The sequence below is a fragment of the uncultured Microscilla sp. genome (assembly GCF_947493425.1).
Taxonomy (GTDB): domain Bacteria; phylum Bacteroidota; class Bacteroidia; order Cytophagales; family Microscillaceae; genus Microscilla.
Window position 1 is genome coordinate 12,933 of the sequence record NZ_CANLRP010000070.1, and the last position, 21,509, is coordinate 34,441.

Annotated in this window: 15 protein-coding genes; 1 reads left to right on the plus strand and 14 read right to left on the minus strand. The window is 36.9% G+C overall.

Annotated elements, in window-relative coordinates; genetic code table 11:
- Window positions 1–13: 13 nt before the first annotated feature.
- From Q0954_RS17720 to Q0954_RS17755, 8 genes are all read right to left on the minus strand, one after another.
- Window positions 14–295 (minus strand): hypothetical protein, encoded by a 282-nt coding sequence (locus tag Q0954_RS17720; protein WP_299458840.1) that lies wholly within the window; start codon window positions 293–295, stop codon window positions 14–16.
- A gap of 43 nt (window positions 296–338) precedes the next feature.
- A complete protein-coding gene (locus tag Q0954_RS17725) occupies window positions 339–2,285 on the minus strand; it encodes a phage baseplate assembly protein V (protein WP_299458842.1) in 1,947 nt (648 codons plus the stop codon).
- Between the two features lie 41 nt (window positions 2,286–2,326).
- Window positions 2,327–2,488, minus strand: a complete 162-nt coding sequence (locus Q0954_RS17730; RefSeq protein WP_299458844.1) for a DUF5908 family protein — start codon at window positions 2,486–2,488, stop codon at window positions 2,327–2,329.
- 76 nt (window positions 2,489–2,564) lie between these two features.
- The gene (locus Q0954_RS17735) at window positions 2,565–3,353 is read right to left on the minus strand and encodes a phage tail protein (protein WP_299458846.1); all 789 of its coding nucleotides are present in this window, start codon (window positions 3,351–3,353) and stop codon (window positions 2,565–2,567) included.
- Between the two features lie 147 nt (window positions 3,354–3,500).
- Window positions 3,501–3,971 carry a phage tail protein gene (locus Q0954_RS17740; RefSeq protein ID WP_299458848.1) on the minus strand — a complete coding sequence of 157 codons (471 nt, stop codon included), beginning with the start codon at window positions 3,969–3,971 and terminating at the stop codon, window positions 3,501–3,503.
- A gap of 50 nt (window positions 3,972–4,021) precedes the next feature.
- A complete protein-coding gene (locus Q0954_RS17745) occupies window positions 4,022–5,626 on the minus strand; it encodes a phage tail sheath C-terminal domain-containing protein (RefSeq protein WP_299458850.1) in 1,605 nt (534 codons plus the stop codon).
- Between the two features lie 11 nt (window positions 5,627–5,637).
- Complete coding sequence (locus Q0954_RS17750) at window positions 5,638–6,546, minus strand: hypothetical protein (protein WP_299458851.1); 909 nt, start codon at window positions 6,544–6,546, stop codon at window positions 5,638–5,640.
- Between the two features lie 218 nt (window positions 6,547–6,764).
- Entirely contained in the window at window positions 6,765–7,304 is a 540-nt protein-coding gene (locus Q0954_RS17755; protein WP_299458852.1) for a DUF4255 domain-containing protein, read from the minus strand.
- A 538-nt stretch (window positions 7,305–7,842) separates the two neighbouring features.
- Between Q0954_RS17755 and Q0954_RS17760 the strand changes: the two genes are divergently transcribed.
- Window positions 7,843–11,832, plus strand: a complete 3,990-nt coding sequence (locus tag Q0954_RS17760) for a contractile injection system tape measure protein (protein WP_299458853.1) — start codon at window positions 7,843–7,845, stop codon at window positions 11,830–11,832.
- 75 nt (window positions 11,833–11,907) lie between these two features.
- Here Q0954_RS17760 and Q0954_RS17765 read toward each other — a convergent pair whose 3' ends face one another.
- From Q0954_RS17765 to Q0954_RS17790, 6 genes are all read right to left on the minus strand, one after another.
- Window positions 11,908–14,778, minus strand: coding sequence for a hypothetical protein (locus Q0954_RS17765; RefSeq protein ID WP_299458854.1), 2,871 nt, complete (start codon window positions 14,776–14,778; stop codon window positions 11,908–11,910).
- 12 nt (window positions 14,779–14,790) lie between these two features.
- Window positions 14,791–14,982, minus strand: a complete 192-nt coding sequence (locus tag Q0954_RS17770; RefSeq protein WP_002703554.1) for a hypothetical protein — start codon at window positions 14,980–14,982, stop codon at window positions 14,791–14,793.
- A gap of 6 nt (window positions 14,983–14,988) precedes the next feature.
- Complete coding sequence (locus Q0954_RS17775; protein ID WP_299458856.1) at window positions 14,989–15,687, minus strand: hypothetical protein; 699 nt, start codon at window positions 15,685–15,687, stop codon at window positions 14,989–14,991.
- Window positions 15,688–15,801: 114 nt separating this feature from the next.
- Complete coding sequence (locus tag Q0954_RS17780; protein WP_299458858.1) at window positions 15,802–16,911, minus strand: porin family protein; 1,110 nt, start codon at window positions 16,909–16,911, stop codon at window positions 15,802–15,804.
- A gap of 358 nt (window positions 16,912–17,269) precedes the next feature.
- On the minus strand, window positions 17,270–20,485 hold the full coding sequence (locus tag Q0954_RS17785) for a High-affnity carbon uptake protein Hat/HatR (protein WP_299458860.1): 3,216 nt from the start codon (window positions 20,483–20,485) through the stop codon (window positions 17,270–17,272).
- A gap of 347 nt (window positions 20,486–20,832) precedes the next feature.
- Entirely contained in the window at window positions 20,833–21,504 is a 672-nt protein-coding gene (locus Q0954_RS17790; RefSeq protein ID WP_299458861.1) for a vWA domain-containing protein, read from the minus strand.
- Window positions 21,505–21,509: the final 5 nt, after the last annotated feature.

Sequence of the window (21,509 nt, forward strand, 5' to 3'; positions counted from 1 at the left end):
TTCGAATAGTGTTCTACTTCACTTGCACAAGAACTGCGGCACTTGCTGTTACAGCAGCACCTGTACCAGTTGTTCCTCCCATACAAATTACAGGTTTAGCTCCTTTAATCATTACCTTTCCTGAACAAGCGGGTGAAGCTAAAGGTCCTGTAGGTCCTGTAGAATCTCCTAATACACAGACAGGTGTTCCTCCAAAAGTAATTGTAGGATTAGTAGATATAGCAACACCAGCCCCTGGAAACCCATTTAGCATAGGACCAGAGGTTGGGCTTCCCATTACAGCAGGATTCGGCATATTTAGTTATTTAGTTTAATGTATCTTATAGTTTTATTTATCTCTATCCTATTGCAGTTGATGCTCCACCTTTAAATGCAGCTACAGCACTAGACTCGACGTTTACTTGGCTTTTTCCTTTAACGGCTACTTGTGCTCCTTCTGCATTTAATGCAGTTTTTGCTTTCACACTTACATTTTGCCCATCCAAAGCCACATCAGTTTTTGCTTTTATTGTAATCTTGTTTGCATCAAGCAAAATATCATCTTTAGCCTTTAAGGTAATATTTTTAGCAGAGTCAATCATTACCCCTTCTTCTTCGTCTAGTTTGATAAAAGTTTTATCAAACAAAATCTGGATATTTGGCTTATCTTTAATATCCATTGAAATTTGGTATTTTTTAGCATTTAACGCCGTTTTTCCATCATCACGACTAGCAAGGGTCATTCTTGTTTTAGCATCATCGTCAAAAAAGTCTAACACAAAGTGTTTGGTAACAATAGACTTATGCAAATTCTTTTCATCAGGTTGGGCAGCGCCTTCTTTAACCTCAGCACTGGGCTTACTAATAGGGCTGTATAAGCACCCTAGTATTACCCAATAATTTTCATCTCCTTCTATAGGTGTGAGTATTACTTCTGATCCTACATTTGGAAAAAACAGCATACCCTCTCCTTTATCCTGTGCGTCTTTACCTAACCCATTCCCTGCATAAGGTTGCACCATACGTGCCTCTACGGTTTTATCTCCAAGCTTATGAATATTTACCTTAATTTTATAAGTACCGTTAGCGTCCTCATGGATAGAGTGAACTACACCCAAAGTAAGATTACCAGAAGCAGAAGCACCTTCACCAGAAGAGCTTTTGCCAGAACTTCCCAGAGAGCCTCCTGTTGAAGCCCCACTACCTGTAGCACCTAAACCGTTACTTTCTAAACCAATCTTGAGAGTTGTTACCCAGTCGCTGGCTATTTTATGCTCTATGCCACCTACAAAGTAAGATTGGCTATACTCTGTTGGCAACCCTTCTACCTCCACCATGGTTGCCAATTCTACTTCATTACTTCCAGATATTACAATTTTACCCGACTTAAAACCCAGCAAGTTTTGAGTTTTACGGGTTTCTAATATATTTTCCATATCTGCTTTGGTGTGTATATGTGTACCTGAGATGTACTCTGGGATTTTATTCACATCAAAGACAGACCCCGAATCAGAGTTTAAGTATTTTGAGAAGGATCCGTATAATTGTTTGGCAGTTTTTGTATCTTCTAATGGTTTATCAGGGCTCTTTTCATCATAACCTTTAATTTCAATGGCTCGCAAACTTGTGGAAGCTTCTTTTACATCAAAACTACGAAGGTTTTTACCATATTTAATTTGAAAGTCAGAAGGTGTTTGGGCAAAATCAGGAATCTCTATAGAGAGCTCATCATCATGAGGGACAGCAATATAGTTAGATAAATTATCCAAAATGTATTTCCAGCAATTGACTTGAGGGTCTAAAATGATTTGATCTTTTGCTTCTGCTTTTGATTTGGAGGCGTCTTTTACGCTGCCTTTTACTTTAGATTTATGCTCATTATTCTTCAAGACAAAATCTACCGCTTCAATTGGTTTCTTTTTCTCTACTACATCTTTTAAACTAGTCAAAGTCAAGTACTTTGCTTGATTATAGCAAGTCACAGTAAATTTATTAGGTGAGCCTAACTTTAAATCTTGGTCAAAAATATATCCTTCAAATAAAGGGTTTTTATCAATTACATTATTATAACCACCCTTGATCACCACCTTGTTCCATTGGTCAAACAACCCAGACTCAATTACTGCAAACTTTTCGTGTTCAGCCACTCCTCCATCAATAAAAGTAAGAACCGCTCGGGGTATTTTATTGATACTTTTTTTTATCTCTACAGATGTTAGTAAAAACTCTCCAGGCATTGGTGTGGAGCCATCTTTACCTGCAAAAATTTGTACGTTTACAAGCGTTTTTGGAGTATCTTGTGCCATGTTATCAGAATTTGTACTAAGTAAGAAGTTTTTTCTATTGATTAATCACTTAATCTGTATTCAATTTCAGCTATTACCCGGTCAATGCATTCTTCTATAATAGCTTCTTTATCCAAGGATGTCAGGTTTGTATCTTGCTGCAGGTGATTTGTTTGCTCTTCTACATTTATCTTTATAATCAATTCTTTTATCTCAATAGGCATATAGTGTATCTAATGTGAAGTTTTAAAATAGCACCCAAAAATATCTAAGTTTCAAGACGAGCAGATATAAATTTGATTATGTATTTTTATCAATGGCATCACCTGCGTCATCTTTTGCATCTTTAATATCATCTTTTGCCTCGTCTGCTTTATCTATGACTTTTTCCACTGCATCTGTTCCACCTACTGCGGCGGCGGCCGCTCCTCCAACAGCTGCAGTATCTACCACATCACTTGCCGCAGCAGTGGCGGCACTAGTAGCAGTTTTGGCTACGCCTCCAACAGCACCTAAAGCAGCCGAAGCCATAGAAGCCATTTGAGCGGCTTGGTTGGCTTTCACTAACATTTCAATAGCCTTATCTCTGGTAATGCGTTGGTAGCATAATTCAATATTTTCAATCATCAACTTACCAGTCATAGCATCAAAGCCTGACACTTCATACTTTACAGGGTATGCTCTTTCCAGCTTCCACGCTTTAACAGGCGAATGTTTGTTATCCAGCAACATTACAGTTACATCTTTAAGCGTAAATTTATAGTCCAAACTTGTCAAACCTTCCTCACACCAGTTCTGAAGAACAGAAGTAAGAGTAACCAGTCCACGCTTAAGTACTAAGTTAGAAAAGTCTTTGCCTTTAGGTAGTTTATATACTTTTTCATTCTCTCCCCCCTCTACTATCGTCTCAGTTTGCACTGACCCCGATAGACCAGATATTTCCATAAAACTGTTATCATAAGCAACTGCGGCTGCGGCTGCTAAAGCTCCTTTTGCTAAACCTCCAAGGGTTAGTCCACTTCCTGTGGGAGAATCTACTATTTTTAGAGTAAAATGAAAACCAGGAGGTGGTTGATATAATCCGAACATACTAATTTATTTTATTCTTTAAGCACCCAAAAGTTTGATAATAACAATTTATGATATTATGAGAATCACTGGCAAGCAAAACTTTGTATTATAAAAGAACCTGCCGAAACAAACTTTCGGCAGGTTTATTTGTCTTATTTTAGACTATTAATTATCTACGCCTTCAATGTTGATTCCTTCGTGCGCAAGCTCAATAGATTCAACAGCGATTTCATTCGCAGTAGAGTTCAAGTCAGGGTAAGTAACACTTACAGGGAACGCTCTAACGATAGTCCAAGTCATTACTGCAGCTTGGCCAGCGTCTAGTAGTTCAATAGTGATGTCTTTACGAGCTTCACCTAAGTCATCATTACTCAAGTTATCACGTACTTCTTTCATCCACTCAGAGAACTGCTTCTCATCTTTGAACACACCACGCTTTAAAGTAAGGTTATCAAACTTCTGTAGTCCAGGAACTTTTTGCATAAAGAATTCCACGCTATCACCACCACGATAATCGATAACTTCTACAGTTTTTTTCAGACCAGAAACTTCTTGAAAGCTACCTATGTCTTCACCGCCAATGGTTACTTTAAAGTGAAACTTAGGTATTGGCCATTTAGAATTAGCATCTGCCATGATATAAATATTTTAAATTATTGCAAATAATAGTTGTAGGTTAAAAATGATTAAGATTCTTGCATTTTCTGCTGGAAGGTAATTACGATAAATTCCGCAGGGCGAACAACAGCCACCTTTACAGAAATACGCATAAAACCATCTAAGATATCTTGTGGAGTCATAGTGTTTCCTAAGCCTACTTCTACATTATAAGCTTGATCAGCAGTAGCTCCTGCTAACCCACCTGCTCTCCATACATCATTTAAGAATGAGTTAATCATTCCACGGATCAAAGTCCAAGTACCGTTATCGTTTGGCTCAAATACATACGATTTAGCTGCATTTTTAACAGACTCTTCAATGTAAAGCATTGTACGACGAACGTTGACATATCTCCAGTCTTGGCTGTTACCATCCAAAGTACGGGCACCCCATACTACTGTTCCTTCACCTACGAAAGAACGGATAGCATTTATAGATTTACCAGTAGCAGTAATGTTCAAGTCTTCTTGCTCAGCATTAGTTAATTTAACTACAGGAGCAATTACACTGTTGTATCCTACGTTTGCAGGAGCTTTCCACACACCACGAGCATCATCTACCGAAGCGTAAATACCAGCCATCCCCGCACTTGCAGGAAGAATGTTTAACTGTGCTCTTACGCTATTTGCAACTTTCTTAAATGCAGGACTGATAGTAGTTAAAGTTTGATTTAAACTTTCTTCATTAGTATCAGTAGCACTAATTTTTTTGATTTCATTTTTAGCTTCTTCAGCACGCTTTGAATCAGCATTGATTTCGCCCGCTTCTGCGCTCAATAGTTTTTCTAAAACATCTGCGTTGCTAATGTTTTTGAAACTAATTTCGTCTTTTTGAACTATAGAAGTGTAGAGCCAAGGGTAATAAGCAGCACCAAAGTTTAGGTTGTTGTTACCAATACCTTCACGGAATCTAGTGATCACATCTTTAGCATCATAAGAACGTTTCTCATATCCTGAATGAACATCTAGGATAGCAAAACGGTTTTTCATCTTTTGACCACATTGCATCAGCATAGCCTGCTGTAAAGCATAGCAGTCGCTAGCCTCACACATTACCGCTTCTGGGATAACCAAAATAGTAGGCTCTTGCTCACCTACAAGGGTGTTCAATGCTTCTTCTAAAGCTTTTTTAGAAATCGCATTTACTTGCTTGCTACCACCTTGTGGTTTTTCAGGCACTTTTTTGTCACCAGGCTTGGCATTTTTATCGCCAGGCTTAGTTGCTGCTGGGGCAGCTTTAGCATCTGCATCGCGGTAATAACCACCAGCACTAACGATGTAACAAGTGCTTCCACCATTTGCAAAGAAAAGACGGATGCTATCATAAAGTAAGAAACGTGAATCACGCTCAGGTACTACTTGGTATTGTTTACCACTTACCTCAAAATCAAATTGCTGTGGGTTAGCCTCAACAATGTTGAAAGAAGCTTGAAAACCACCACCAAAAATGTTGTGGTATTCAGTAAGTGAACTAATACGAACGGGAGTATTTACAATACTATGCCCGTTACGAGTAGTTTTAGCAGTGTAACCAACGAAAGCAGGAACTGCTGTCGGCACTGCAGCTACGGAGTTAGGAAAAGCATTCTTTTCCTCAATATATACTCCGGGAGTTGCTACGTTTTTAGCCATAACGCTTTTGTTTAGATATAGACAATTATTTCAGAGTAAAACTTTAGATTATCTGATGATGGTTTAATCAACTCAGGAGATGGTGCAGGAAGTAACTTTTTGATAATTTTTGAACCGCTTACCAGTTCAAAAGAACAATTAGGTCGTTCCTTCATACTCAAGAGTTGATTAGACTCGAATATATACGCTTGTTGATTATAAAATTTACCTTCTACGGGTTTCGAAAATGTCACTTTGTCTTGCCCCTCAATCATTCTGACCTCTAAGTTAGAAGGATTTTCATATTTGGGAATAATGATATATCTCCAAACAGTTTTACGTTCTTCAAATGAAACCATAAAGTTGTATGGCTCATTTTTCTGATTTTTATTTATTTGCCCTAAGATATTATCCAGCATTTTCTCGCTCCAGTTTATCTCGATCCATGCCAGTGGTTTAGGTACTAAATTTTCATGAAAAAACAGAAATGATTTTCGTTCACCATTAGCCACCAATGTATACATGCCTTCGGTAAGGTTCCGGTCACGATAAGAAAAGCTTTGTTCTGCCTCTAGTTCTTGTGTATGCACGATTCCTCCGTACTCATCAAGGAGTTGTACTTTGCTTGCTTTTTTTTGTACAGGAAATGGTACTTGCCCATAAAAGACTGGTAGGCAGTCTTCATTAGCCACAAAGTCACGTGCATGAAGCAATGAACCTTGATTTTCTGAGTAGGAATTGCTTAAGTAAACAATGTCTTTGCTAATGTTTTTGGGTAATAGTGATGTATAATTAATAAAGTGTAGATCGTTTTGGTATAGCCAAAAAGAAAACTTGAGTGATGCATGCCTTCTCACGAGGTATTCAAATGCATCCATTTCATGGTGACTGAAAACCATGGCTTGAGCACTTTTTTTATAATGCAAACCTAGTTTTTTCATCAAGTGTAAGGTATGATTACTAGGTTTAAGCGAAAAGTTTCCTCCAAGCCTGTTTGAAAGATAATTATGCTCTATTGCTAATGTAAATAATGTTCCAAATCTTAATTCTACCTCTAGCATATATTTTGTAGTAGTGAGGATTATTTAATAGTAGTTGTTACGATATACCTCCTTAATTATTGAGGCCTTATATATATTAAAAAATTAAAATATAGCATCTAAAAATTAATACCACCTATCCTTGGGAAACTACCCATGTTGGCTTTTTCTTCAACAGGAATTAAACGGGCTTTAAAAATCAATGATGGAGAATACTTAGCCCCCAACATAGAGAATATATATTGGACTTGTTGGGTTTCATGATTTATAAAATCAAAAACCAACTGACTAATTTCATCTGGTAACTTTGCATTTTGATGGGAAAGTACGTGGTTATGCTGAAAGAAGCTCAACACACTTGATATATAACGGAGAGAATCCGTATACTTTGATTCTTTACCAGCAAAGGATGTTATCAATAAATATAAGTTTATAAAGTAAGGAGCACTAAGATTACTGGTACGACCATTATTTACGTTGCGTTCTTCTTGAATATTGATAAGTGTGATTACAATCTGATCAGTGTTTTCATCAATGGCTGATTTTCCATCAGAATTTACCAAATTAGAAATATTTATTTCAGGAGCATTGTCACTATAGCTTGATCTAAAATATTCACTCATCGCTTGTGCAACAGCATCAAGGGTGGATAAAATCATTTTGCGTTTAGGTTTTTAAAGCTTTGTTCTTACTGGGTGTGAAGGTAATAGATTTTCTGCAAAAAAACGATAATTTTCGACAGTTTTTCTACAGTTCTTCACACTATTTTTTGTTCTATACTACTTAAAGGCCGATGGTATTTATTTGTACTCACAAAAATAGTTTTTTTTTTTATTCTTATGCTAATTCATACTTTTACTAATTCAAAAATCAATAAAATATACTAGTAAAATCTAACTTCATTTATAAGGCATGAGATGTATATTTTTTAGCAAAAACATTCTAAATCGTGTCAGCTTTGCGAGCTACACTTTAACAAAAATAACACCAAAAACTCAATATCTTTTTTTTTATTTGTATAACACATCAAAATAGTAAATTTATACAAACTAATGTCATTGAAATGTAGCTAAGCTATACCTAATTATAACCAATTAACCTTCTTCCATTCATACTTTTGTCAAGCCAAAGAGTCTCTATTAATTTCAAATGCCTTACCTTTGTCTGTCTAATTAAAATATAATCTACTGAACCCTTATGAGTGACCCAAATAAACAACATCATTCTATACAAGAGATGCTTTTTGATGTTCAGTTTAATTCAGAAAACGAAGCTTTTAGGTTTCAATATACCCTCAGCCATTTAATCAAAGACAAATTATTAGACATTACTGAAAAAGTGTTAAATGAATTGGTGCCTGCACATCAACTCATTCAAGTTAAATCACTGGTTATTGACTTGGAAACTATTCCACTCAAACACTTTGAAAGAGACGTGCCCGAATTATATGAAAGACAATTGCGTGAGTCGCTGGGAGCTTTATTGTTTAGATTAAAAGGTGTGAGTTACTCAGCTGTAGATGATGCAGAAATTAGCTCTCCTGATGCAGGTTTATCTAAAGTATTGGGCATTTTTCTGAAAACAGGAACCCTGCCTTGGTGGGCTAAAAATGCGTGGCAAGCTTATCTAACACAAAATAAAGAATATACAGACGAAAAATTAGAGATCACAAAAATATTTGAAATTGTATTTCAATCGACTCCAGAGTTGCTTATACAACTCATCGAGAAGTCTCAAAATGATCAGCAAGTTTTATATCGTCTGGCAGACCAAATTCCTAACTACCAACTACTGGAAGTAATAAAGGCTATTTCACCTGAGAGAAGTACCAGATTAAAACGAATTATTCAAGACTTTGAAAAAATAAGTTCTCCAAAGTTTTTGTCACTAGTCCAAGAGCAAGTAAGGGTTGTAGTTTGGCAAGTAATTTTCCTAAACTGGGATTCAAACAAGGAGGAAGTGATTATACAAAAAACTTTAGATAAATTATTGGCCTTAGCTAATCAACCAATTCAACAAGTAGAAGCATTTTTTTTTCAATTAAGCATAGACAAGCTCTCACTTAATCCCTACTTAGCATCTTCATTACAGCAACTCACTACCACAGTATCTAGAGAAAAGTTACAAAAAGAAGTATATGCTTCTGAGGAAAAAATTCGCCATTTACTTTTACAACTTCTTTCGGAGGAAGAAGCAGAAATTGTAATGGCTTATGCTAAAAACGTTCAGGGAATACTTAAGCACTTGTCGAAACAACAGATATGGGAAAGTATTTTAGACTATTTATGGGAGAGCACACACAATGCTTTCAATATTAATCTGCTTTCTGCCAAAGTATTGCCTCAACTTACCCATAACTGGGAGCAAGCTGCTAAACAGTTACAAATTACTTTTGATCACCAAACACTCACTCTGAAAGATTTTTCAAAAGATATTATAGAGGCTACTCAAAATGCTGATACATCTGAACGAATTAAAGAACTTTTGAGTCAAATAGTAGACACGAATCAAGTAGAGTGGTTTTGGAAATACGGCAATACTCTAACCACTTTATTAGATGCTACTTCTACTCAAGTTTGGGAAACTATTTTAGATAGTTTATGGGAACTAAGAAGGCAAACTTTTACTAGACAACGGTTTTTAAAAAAGACTTTTCCTCAAATTTGGAAAAAACTTGTTCCAAAAGTTGCCATCCCTAGTAGTATCCCCACTTTGCAAGGCCAAAAAATGTGGACTATCCCCCCTGCCCCTGTTCTAGCACAACTGGCGCAAGAAATAGAAGAAGTAAAAAATATTTCTGCTCAATACTGGGCAACAGCACTGTCAACTAATGAACTTACACAAGATGTAGTATCTGGTAAAACTCAGCCTACATTACAAGGATCAACTGCATTTTCATCATCTGAAGACTTACCACCCTCAAACAATGAGGCGACAAGTTCAACATCTTCGGAAAAATATAACACACAAGACATAAAAAAAACTGAGATGAGCCAAGCACTTGATGATGGGAAAATCATTGAGCTTATCGAGCAAGTTTTACCTGGTCAAAGTAGCTGGATGTCGGAATATGTAAAAATAATCACTCGTGTGTTCAAACTTGAAGAGAAAGTTGCCTGGGAACAAATTATTGATTTCCTGTGGGAAACCCGTCAAGCTGGTTTTGAACGTAATCTTTTTCTTATCAATAGTTTTGCTACTATTACAGATCAAGTTACCACATCACTAAACACTTATGAACGTTGGCAGTTTAAAAAAACAAAAATTCAAGAAGTACTGAGTCATTACCCTGAGTTTGTAAAAGCAGACCAAGACGTAGTACTAGCCTCATTGTACCAAAATGTTAATCAAATAAGAAAAGCTTTTTTACAACAAAACATTACTACTGATGTTCAAGAAGTGCTAGAAAAGCTTTTTACCAAAGGAATACTACCTGCAGTAGCTCAAGTACAAAGAAGCCTGGCACATACTGCCAATCAACCCGTTGTTTCTTTAGAAGAAACCATTGCAAACTTGGTTGAAGCAGCTTTTAACAACCAATACTATAGCTTGTCTCAGCTACTTAATGTTCATATATTACAACGGTTTATTGAACAAACATCAGAGGAGTTTGTGTATAAATTGGTCACCCAAATCATTGAAATAGACCCATCTGTATATATTTCGGATCGCCTTGCCGTATTTTTGCAAAGCATCCCAGCGTTTGAAAACTGGGACTTCGCAGAAGGTCTAGGGTTTAAAAGTAAAACCCTGCCCCATACAATTGATGATAAAAGACCAAGCACTGGTAAAGACGAAATAGATGATGACACAAAAAGTGATCAGCAAGCACAGGATGCTAAACAAAAAGAGGAAACTACTGATGATACAACCCAAGAAGTAGATCAGGGTCAAACCATTGATGGTAAAGAAAAAAGGGAAAGTACTGACTCAGACCAAACCATTGATGATAAAGAAAAAAGGGAAAGCTCTGACTCAGACCAAACCATTAATGGTAAAGGAAAAAGAGAAAGTACTGACTCAGACCAAACCATTGATGATAAAGAAAAAAGGGAAAGCTCTGATTCAGACCAAACCATTAATGGTAAAGAAAAAAGAGAAAGTACTGACTCAGACCAAACCATTGATGGTAAAGAAAAAAGGGAAAGCTCTGACTCAGACCAAACCATTGATGATAAAGAAAAAAAGAAAGGTACTGACCAGGAGCAAAGTAAAAGTACTGATCCTTCTTTACCAATTATTGATGCTGAATCAATAGTAGAAGATATAGATTTACTGATTTATTATCTACGCTACTTTTTAATACAAAAACAACTTCCCAAAAACATTGTAAATGCAGACATTAACATTTGGCTGAAAGCCTTGAAAACAAACTATTCTACCAACTTTCAACACTTTGCTCTTTCACTTTCTTCAGCTGAAATAGATTTACTTGCTAAGCAAACTCCAGAGATTATTCAATGGGTAGATGATGTTTGGATACATACAACCAAACAAAAGAAACAAGAAACAGGTGATACTGTTGAACAAAGTAAAGCTGAAGCCATCGAGAAAGAAACTTATGAGCGAATCAAAAAAGAAATCTTTAAATCTGCCAATGAACAACGTAAGCAAGTAGTTGACCAACCAATGTATGTTAATAATGCAGGGCTTATAATTTTACACCCTTACCTGCTGCGTTTATTTGAAATGCTAAAACTCACTGAAACTACAGTAACGGAAACACCTTTACCCCAAAACCCACACAAAAAGAGAAAAAAAAGTAAGGTGAACTTCAAAGGTGATGCTGAAAAAGAAAGAGCCGTATACATACTACAATATTTGGCAACAAAAACAGAAGAAGCTGGAGAGCATGAGTTGGTGCTTAATAAGGTCTTATGTGGAATGGAAATTACAGAACCTTTTATTTCTGGCAAGGTCATTCTTACTGATGAAGAAAAAGAAACTTGTGAAGAATTGCTAGAGGCTGTAGTACAAAACTGGAGTATCCTCAAAGATTCGCCCGCAGACACACTTCGTGGCTCGTTCTTTATTCGTGAAGGAAGACTAGAAATAAAAGAAGGCAACTGGTTTTTGAAAATAGAAGAAAGTGGAGTAGACGTATTATTACAACAACTACCTTGGTCGATAGGGATGATTAAACTACCTTGGATGCCTAAAGTAATGAATGTAGAATGGTTGGTATAAATTTCTCGATAAAAAAAGCAAGGGAGGAGATAATCCACCCTTGCTGAAATATTTTTAATCTATTAGGTATTAAACCTATTTTTTACTAGCAAGTTCTAACAATAATTGTGTCATTTGATTATTCAAAATATCATTTTCTGCCTTATTGTTATCGTTTCTCCTAGCATCTGTCCATTTATAATACAAGGCTTCATAGGTTTTCATTTGATCAATATCCAACCACATCAACTGAGTTTTGACATTTGCGGGTTTACACTCATTTACTGTGTCTCTAAACATTGATCTAAACTCTAAATCACTAAAGCGTGCTGTCCAACTAGGCAAAAGCAAAGTAGCTTGATAAGCAAAGAAACTTTCAGGCACCAAATCATCATCGTCAGAGTTTTGAATATAAAAAGCTATTTTCTCTTCATAAGACCTGATATCTTCTTTATTGGCAAGAAACTTATACACACGCTCCATTTTTTCGTGAATCTCTTGCACCGATTCATACGTTTTCAGACTAACAAACTGCATGCTCTTATCAGCTGTATGAAAATGAATTTCAAAATCACCGTCATCGCGTCTTTCTACTGAATAATGTTCATAAACATTTAAATGGGGCTCTAATTCTTTTACCTTCGTAATCCTCTCTTTAAACTCATACCTTTCAAATGAGCGCAGAAAGTTATCTCCGTTTTCATCTGTCAGATATATACCGAATTTTTTATCTTCAACATCAGGGCGTAATAATATATGTTCAAACAAATAGAACCCTTCACTTTGTATGTTTAAGTTTCTCAGGTAATCTACCACCACCTGAACATTATTAGTAGCATCTTCTATATTATCATACTCACCAATTAACAGTGGTTGAGGACTATCAGGCTTCACAAAAACAGTACAATACTTTTCATTATTTATTGGATGTTCTCCTACCTGATAATTTTTTAGCTTAAGTCCATGCACCAAAAAAGTACTATCTATGATTTTAGTACGCATAAACACGGCTTTTTCTAGTAATTGCTGCCTATACTCTACCGTTTTCTCTGCTAGAGTAATATCACTCGTATCTATGTAGTCATAATTTTCCTCAATAATGGCTTCATTCAACCCTACCTGGTCAATATTTGTTTCATTTGTCCATTGCCTCTTTAATCGGTTAGGGGCAGTGTTATCCAATAATTGTAGTTTACGATCGTCAAAAGGTTTTAGCAAAGGATGCTTTTTAGGCAATTCATGATGTTTTGATTCTGGGGTAAACCCAAATCCTAATAAAATGTTAATTTTTGTTTCTAAACCTGGAACATTTTCCGTTCCAATCAACTCTTTGCGATAATCATACGCTTTTGAGCGATGCTGATTCATCTTCACCAAGTGTTCAAAGAAACGACTCTTATTTTTTATCAGGTAATTTTGATAATCTTTAGTGCGGAAATAATAGTTTTTTTGAGAGGTTGCATACCTCATATAGTCTTCGCCATGAATGGCAAGTAAAAAGTCTAAAATACGGTTACGACGGTCGATAAAGTTATCACGAGCCTGTACTAGTTTAGGCAACCCTTGCTTATAATTCAATGGGATCTTGGTTTCACCATCGACTCCATTGTCTATAAAGTCACCTTCTGATTCTCTGTACAAAGGCTCTACGTCAGGAACAACATCTAAGTTTTGATGGAAATATGTCTGCTGTATTCCATTAGTTGTTGAGAATAAGTCTTTGACATGGGCCAATTGAGCCAAGTGGTTAGATAATAACTGCTCAAATAATAATAAAAACCCCTTAAGTTGTTTTGCTTGGGCTTTCCTTAATTCACCACCTCCATTGGGGACACCCTGTACTCCAATACCATAAACTTCTGGAAATAAATACTGCAAAGAGCTATAGCTTTGTATATCTAACGGGCGTCCTTCTGGCACCTCTACTTTTTCTTCGTTTTGACGATAAACTCTCTTGTGGGCAGACTCAAGTTCATTGTACTTACGCTTGGTAAGCATTAAGTCAAGAGAGTTATAAACAACATCTCCTTTATAAAAGTTAATGCTGTTTCCCCCTTGTTCTAAATTTGTATCAAAAACAAGTACTGGAATCAACGTTTTTCCTACCTCTATTTGGTTATCATGCGTTTTGCCATCTATCTGCAAGTACAAATCTTTTACACTTGATACGCCATCTATCTGCATGATGATCTTAATCACTTCAGAGATAAGTATTCTTTCAGTCTTTGGGATCAACTCTTCCTGGCGAATAAAGCCATGTTTCAACAAAGGGCCATTGTATATTTCATCTAAGCTATACCCTTTTTCTACCATCTCTTTCAGAGAGTAAAAACTTACTGTAGGATTAAAGTACTCATTCAGATCAAATAAAATGTGCGCCAGAATATTCTCCACCTCATCCATACGCCGAACTTCAATATCACCTTGAATATGAATAGGCAACGTATCTACAATTACAACTTCATCTATATCTTCACATATATTACGGTTTGCGCAAAATATATCTTTAATTTGTACAGTTATTCTCTGTTGTACCTCCTCTGTTTCCAATTCGTCATGAATATCTACATATACTTTATATAGGCCGTTTAGCGAATTTTCTAATGGGTCGGTAGGAAAAAACCAAATATTTTTCACCTCTGGTAATTCATCTAAAATCAGCTTTCTGTAGTCGCTAATTGTCAATGAATTACAAGACAATATTTCGCTTGATTCATAAAATATTTTTTTATCTGTTGCCTTATTGTAGAGATGATCTTCAATTGCTGCATCAGCACGGCTGTTAAGCTCTACTATAGCATCACAAAGGTACTCCAGTATAGTGATACCTGGGTCGTGCGCGTTGTAATCTGTCCAAAAACCACCCGTAAGTTGTTGGATAATTTTAAGTCCTTCTTCGAATAATAATTCGCTGTTAAACCCTTTATTTTCTAATATATCGTCGGTTATGAATTGAGGCTCTGCCATAAAACTTACAGGTTAGTCACGTGTTTGATTTTGTTGAGAATTTGGATGGTTAAGTTGTCGGTTTGCTTGCTCATTTAATTTGCCTATTAACGCATACACATCAGCAAAAGGCATTTGTCCCAAAGCTTTGAATATGACATTTGCTTCGTCCAATGTGATTTGGAAATGAATGAGTTGACCATCACTTTCTTGTTTTTGCTGCATTTTTAATTAGATTGACTGTAGAGGTGGTAATATTACTTCTGTACCCTCAGACACATAGCGAGTGGTAAAACCATTAAATTTTGCCACTGCTACATCTAGTTTAGTATCACCATATATTTCATAGCACATGTGCCTTAACCCATACCCTGCTTTTACAACCTTTACGTGGGTCAAATCAGGTGAACTTTGTTTTTGTTTTTTAGTTTCCTCGTCTGGTGAAGTATGACTACGAAATTGGCAAGATGCAGTAGCTCTGATGGGATTTCCTTTTTCATCAAACAATGTATACTTTACAGATAAGGAAGTTAGTCTACACTCAAAAATAAACGAACCCCAGGAAATTTCTAAGTAGCCAATGTCGTGATGCGTACCACTATAACCATAAGTTAGCTTTTTAAAAGCTTCAATTTCTTCCAGCACTCCTTCATCATTCTGGTATATCATATTTGTACCATCAAAGATCAGGTCAAAGCTTACGCTTTCTGGTTGAACATTTTTAAACCTTGCCACTGGATGGGTGCTACCAGGAATCTCTATTTCATCATATTTGACATTTACAGAATAACTTAGGTTTGCAGGGTTAATTGCTACAGTGATTGAACCGTCTGACTGAATTGTGCCACCCGTCATTGTATTATCTTTCTTCAATGTTGCCCCTACATATGCCTTTCGCTGAATTTTTAGTTTGTTAGGTGTATCTGCCATATCCTTATTGTGATTTTTACTTTGTTAGTCATACCAAAAATAACAGTGATTATTATACGACTTTATGCTTATTTTTCAAGTACCAAATAGTAGCGTAGCAACGCCATTGTACTGCTACTTCTTTCGCCTTCTCTTTCTCTTGCGATTTCCACTTTTCTGAGGCACTACTCTCCTGTATTCTTTCTTTAACCTTGGGTTGTATTTTGGGATAAAAAACCCTAGAGAAAATGTAAAAGGGCTAATTACCATATTATCGTCTATATAACCGTAACGATAAATCAGTGGAACGTTTGCTCCTCTTTCCGAAGTCTTTACGATGTTGGTCAAACCAAAATTATATCGAAAATCAACTGTGAAGAAGCCGCCTTTAGTTTTAAGCAAAAACCCAGCACCAACCATTGCTCCAAAGTTCAGTTTTTTACGCTGAGGTGTCATGTCTTCACCCAATAGTTTAAACTCTTTCTTAGTGTCACCTATTAAATCAGTTCTGGTAACTTCAGCTGTTGATGATAGAACTAAATCGGCAAAAACACCTGCTGTGACAAAAGGTCTGAAGCGCTTATCAGTATTACCAAATAAATAACGTGCATATACAGGAACCTCTACCATTGATTGATTTTCTTGAAAAACTACATCAGTAAAACCAAGTAAACTCTCTGTGTGTGTATAGTTGCGGGTGGCATAATAGGCTTCTGCTCCCAAATGTAGATTATCAGTCACAGGAATATCAAACATTCCTCCTATCAAGAAACCTACACGTGGATTAAATGTACTAGTTTTAGCGTTATCATCTACACTAAAAGCCATAGTAGATTGTGTAATGCTGTATGATACACCTAGTTTTAAACCATAAAGGTAAATAGGTTTGGTATGAAACTTATCAAAAAGCTCTACAAACTCTGGTTGATCAGCATTCTCACCAGTACCTCTCACAGGCTTGTATTCTTTTTCTATTCTTAAAAACTCACGCATGTTATGCTCGGCCATGTCTCTATCGTCAAGATAGAGGCCACTAAGCGTAAGCAAACGATAGGCTTCTTTTTGTTTTGCTCGATCTAAGTCCTTTAAGCAATCTTTTATCAAAATTTCCACTTCGCTTACACGCCCTTCATCATAGGCTCTAGTGGCATCTTTCAGTTTATCCTTGCAGGCTTTCTCTTTTTGGGCGTATCCTGCTATAGCAAACAAACAGGCAAACAGTAAGAGATAAATTCGTTTTAACATTGTAAATTATCTGGTTAGTCTTTTTTCAATTTTTCTGTAAAACTAGCATTTAGTCAAGACCAAGTTTAAGGATATATTTGCAAAATAGCGCTGCTCTTCTTCATTGCTAAAAGTCTATACAGTTCACAGAATTCAAAAGCGAACGTTGATCATTTATAGCATCTCAACCTACTCTTTTTTACTATTCTAATAAACCTTATTCCCAATTCAATCCTTGATCAAATACGAGCATATTATACCAAACTATGTTATTTATTATCTTAGGTAAACCCAGATAAAGGTAAGTAAATAATATTTTAAAAATATCATTTACTTACCCTGGTTATTTTCTTTTGCAGAGCAGATATAGTACAAGTTCTTACTCTTTTTCTCTCTGCTTATGTTCAGGTTTTACTCCTGCTCCATCTTTTATACCAGAAAAAGTGCGTGCATAGTTGATGTTTTTAGACACATGACGATTCCATTCTTTGATACTCATATTTCTTTTAACTTTCCCAGTAGACGCTATTACATCTTTCATAGCTTCTACTGTTGTTGGCCATACTCGTATTAGGTTATCTTTACAACCAGCGAGTAACTTGGTGCCATCACCACTAAAACAAATAGACCAAACCCAATCCCGGTGGTCATTTAAAACAATGGGGGACTTACCCAAATTCTTTAGCTCATAAATACGTACCGACTTGTCCCAACTACCAGTAGCCATTAGGGTTGCTTTACCACTATCGTTATAATTAAATGCAATATTATTAATTCGGGCAAGGTGACGAGGCAGTGATTGCTCTGTGCCCATTGAAACAGGCTTGCCATTGGCTACACTCCACAAGTACAAGAAGCCACCTTGAGTACCTGCTGCCAACCAAACTCCATCCTGACTAAACTCAAGAGAAACGATTCTATCTTGATTACTGATGGTTAGTTCATAACTTTTAGTTGTCACACGGTTGTTATAAACAATCACATTTTTTGCCTTATTCCACGCAACTTTCTGACTATTAGCAGCCATTAAAGTAGCTTTATCTTGTGCTACAGCCTCACTTTTCCATTTACGTCCTTTTTGTTCCCAATAAGTCACTTCCCCATTGGCACTTAGCGCATACAATACATTATTTCCAGCCATTACAATCCTTCGTATTTCGCTTTGTCCTGTATTAATTCTACTTGCCATGCCAAGGCTTCCATCATTGGCAACATTGTAAAGTCTGATAGTAGCTGAGTTTCCAGCACAGGCCATTACTTTTTTACCAGGACTCAATGATAAGGAACGGTTTACTTGCCCAGTAGTCACCAATGCAGGAACATCTACCCCAATAGACAAATCGTTTCCTACATCACACTTACGAATAGTTCCATCACTACCTGTAGAATATATCACATTACCAAATGTGGGCTCTAGTGAGCGAATGGTAGAAAAGTGTCCTTTAAATTGATTATAGTTAGGGTCTGACAACCTTTTAATAGCATAGTATAGTCCATCATAAATGTTAGGGTCTTGTGTCTCACCTCTGGCATTTGATTTTTTGAAAATATGATATGCTTGTTGAGCTACTAAGGCTTGTTCTATATGATCAGTTAATTGAATAGAACGCAGTCCCATTTTCTGGGCAATCACCTTTTTACTTAGATTATCGGCCGCTTGTTTGGCTTGTTCAGCTACTCCTTTTGCTTTAGTTGCCACAATAGCACTTTGCTCTGCTTTTTTGGTGGCTGTATCTGCCAAAGCCTTGGCGGCTACTGCCCTCTGTCGTTGTTCATCCGCTGCTTTTTTCTCTTGCAATGCCCTGATTTTGGCAGCCCTTGCAAGTTTTGCACTTCTCAAAGCAGCCTTTTGGGCTTTAGTTGCTCTGTCTGCTTCTGCCAATGCTTTTCCTTGTGCTTTTTTTGCTGTTTCAGCGCTTTTTACTGCTTTTTTCTGAGCTACGGTTGCTGCTTTGGCACTTGCTACCGCCTTTTCTTTTTGGGCTTTAGCTTCTCCTAAGTTTTTGTTGGCTTCTTGCTTGGCTTCATAAGCAAAGTAAGAAGCAATCAATGCCCCTACCATAATTACACAGATAAACGCAAATATTGCCCTGAAAATCTGCTTACGCCTTTCTGCCAATTTCTTTCGGTTGGCGATTGCCTCTTCATCAGATTTTTTACTAAAATCGAGAAAAGACATGGTGCGCTCATACGCCGGATGGTAACGCATACCCCAAGCAAGGTTGGGCTTTTTCTCTTCCCTTTTGGCAAGGGCTAGTTTAAGGTCAGCGTCTTTCAAAAGACCACCCTGTCCCGATTGGTGATTTTCGGCAGCCATTGCCCACCCCAAATACTCTTTTACAAACTCAGCCTCTTCATCTACCCAAAAAATCAACATTCCCCAAATACGCATCAAACTCTCGTGCGAAATGTCAATCACGCTGTTTTCATCTAATGGAACTTCCTGAGGGGGCATTAATAAGGTGCGGTCAGCACGACGAAAGTTATCAATCACTACAATACAATCTTCGATAGACTTTTCAGCTACTGCTGCTATTTCACTCAACTGGGTTGGACGACGTACACGCCTACCATCGTCTCCTTTTTGGGTGATTGCCTTAAAAATAAGCTCACAAGTCCTTTTTTGCTCATCGCTCAACTCATTGAAAGCCTCGTTTGCGTGGACTTCCAACGCAGTTTTCATTCCTCCAATAGCTTCATAATGACCAGTGTTGATAGGTTCGCCATGAATAGAGCTTTGTTCCCAGTAATCCCAAGTACGCATCAGTGCGTGTTGCATAATAGGCAACTGATCAGCATTGTCGCCTACATCATTTAAGATTTGTTGTACCAAGCGGTCGTCAATGCTGGCTCCCATTACCTGAATAGGTCCTTCGATTGCAGCCTTTTTCTCATTCCGGGTCATTTGTGGAATCAAGAACTGACTATTATTAATCGCGTTGGTAAGGTTAGGATATTGAGAGCAATCTCCCACAAAATCAGAACGCATTGTAAGTGCTACATATATAGGTACATCATTCTGTTCTGTGGCAGTAAGCAACAATTTTATGAATGCTAACGTTTCTTCTGTAGTACTAGAATCAATATCTTTGAATCTGAAAAGTTCTTCAAACTGATCAACAAATATGAGGTAGTTTTTTTGATGCTTTTCATATTTGCCTTTGAAGGCATCAACCAACCCAGTAGAGCTACTCATGAGTGTAGAATACTCTACATTAAATGTCATTTCAGCATCTAGTTCGGGGTTATTTTTTACTGCTTCGTCAGTGATGGACTGTGCCAGGTTTTTAATAGGAGACTCTCCAGGGCGAAAAGTGCATACTTCCCATTTGTTACTATAATCGGTTTGGTAATCGCCAAAAAGTGTGGGAAACAATCCACAATAGAGAAAAGATGATTTACCGATTCCTGATGTTCCGACAACGGCAACAAAACGGTGTTTAATTAACTTATTCAGCACCATTTCTATTTGGTTGTCGCGTCCAAAATAGAGGTGGCTTTCTTCATACTTAAATGAACGCAATCCCGGAAACGGGTTTCGTCTGTCAACTGTGTTGATAGAATTGCTGGATTGGGTAATGGCTTGTTCAGACATGATAATAAACTTACTTATTTGATCTGTTAGTTACTTTGATGTACCTGATTTTATTATGTACAAGAAAAAGAAAACTTTTGGTCAGTTTTAAAATAGCATTGGCAAATTTACCACAAAAAAAAGAATTTACGGGTTAAAATTAGCAAAAAACTAATACTTGTATATAACTCTTCAATTTTGCACCATTTACTACATGCAAAAACTGTGTCTAATCTGTTTTTTTTAAACTTAAAAAGCTTTTTTTACTTTATAAGTTATCACAGATCACCACCAGAAGAGTTACCGCAACGATGTATTATACAATTATAAAGACACCTCCTACTGTTTTGTACTCATTTTTAATCATATTATACACTGCTGGCTATAGCATCCAAAATTGTTTGGTAATCTACTTCATTCAACCCCTCACCAGCTTTCGAGGGATACTGAATTGTGTTTTCCCAATGATTAGCAATATCTGTCCAGGCATAGGCGTCTGGTGCATAAACAATCAGCCTTTTTGCTGCCCGGTTCATATACTGCCCGTCCCACAAGTCAGTTAAATCATCAAAATTACCAGGCATATCTGACGGATAGTGAGTGGGCTTAGCCCCTGCATCTTTTTCAAGTGGATGTACACTGGCATCTGTCCACATTACTACAATTTGTCGTTTTTTATCACCAACTTTATTCCAAGGCGACTTTATAGCAAGGGCTATTGCTTCCAAGCCAGTTTCGGGCTCATCTCCTCCCCCATCGGCTTCAATGCCATCAACAAAGTTTTTAAATGCCTCTTTTTGATCAGGCAAAACAAAAAAATCTGAAGCCTTCATGGACTCCTCTCCGTCGTAATAGTAATCTTTAAAAGCAACCAACCTTACCCGCAAGGTATCTATAGCCTTGCCTTTTTCTTCCATTACCTGGTTGAGGTCTTCATAAAACTTCAGGGCATTATTTTTTACTTTATCAATGATGGGTTGCATGCTTCCAGTAGCATCAATGCACATTACAATGTCTACGGTATATTTTAATCCTTGCATTTTTT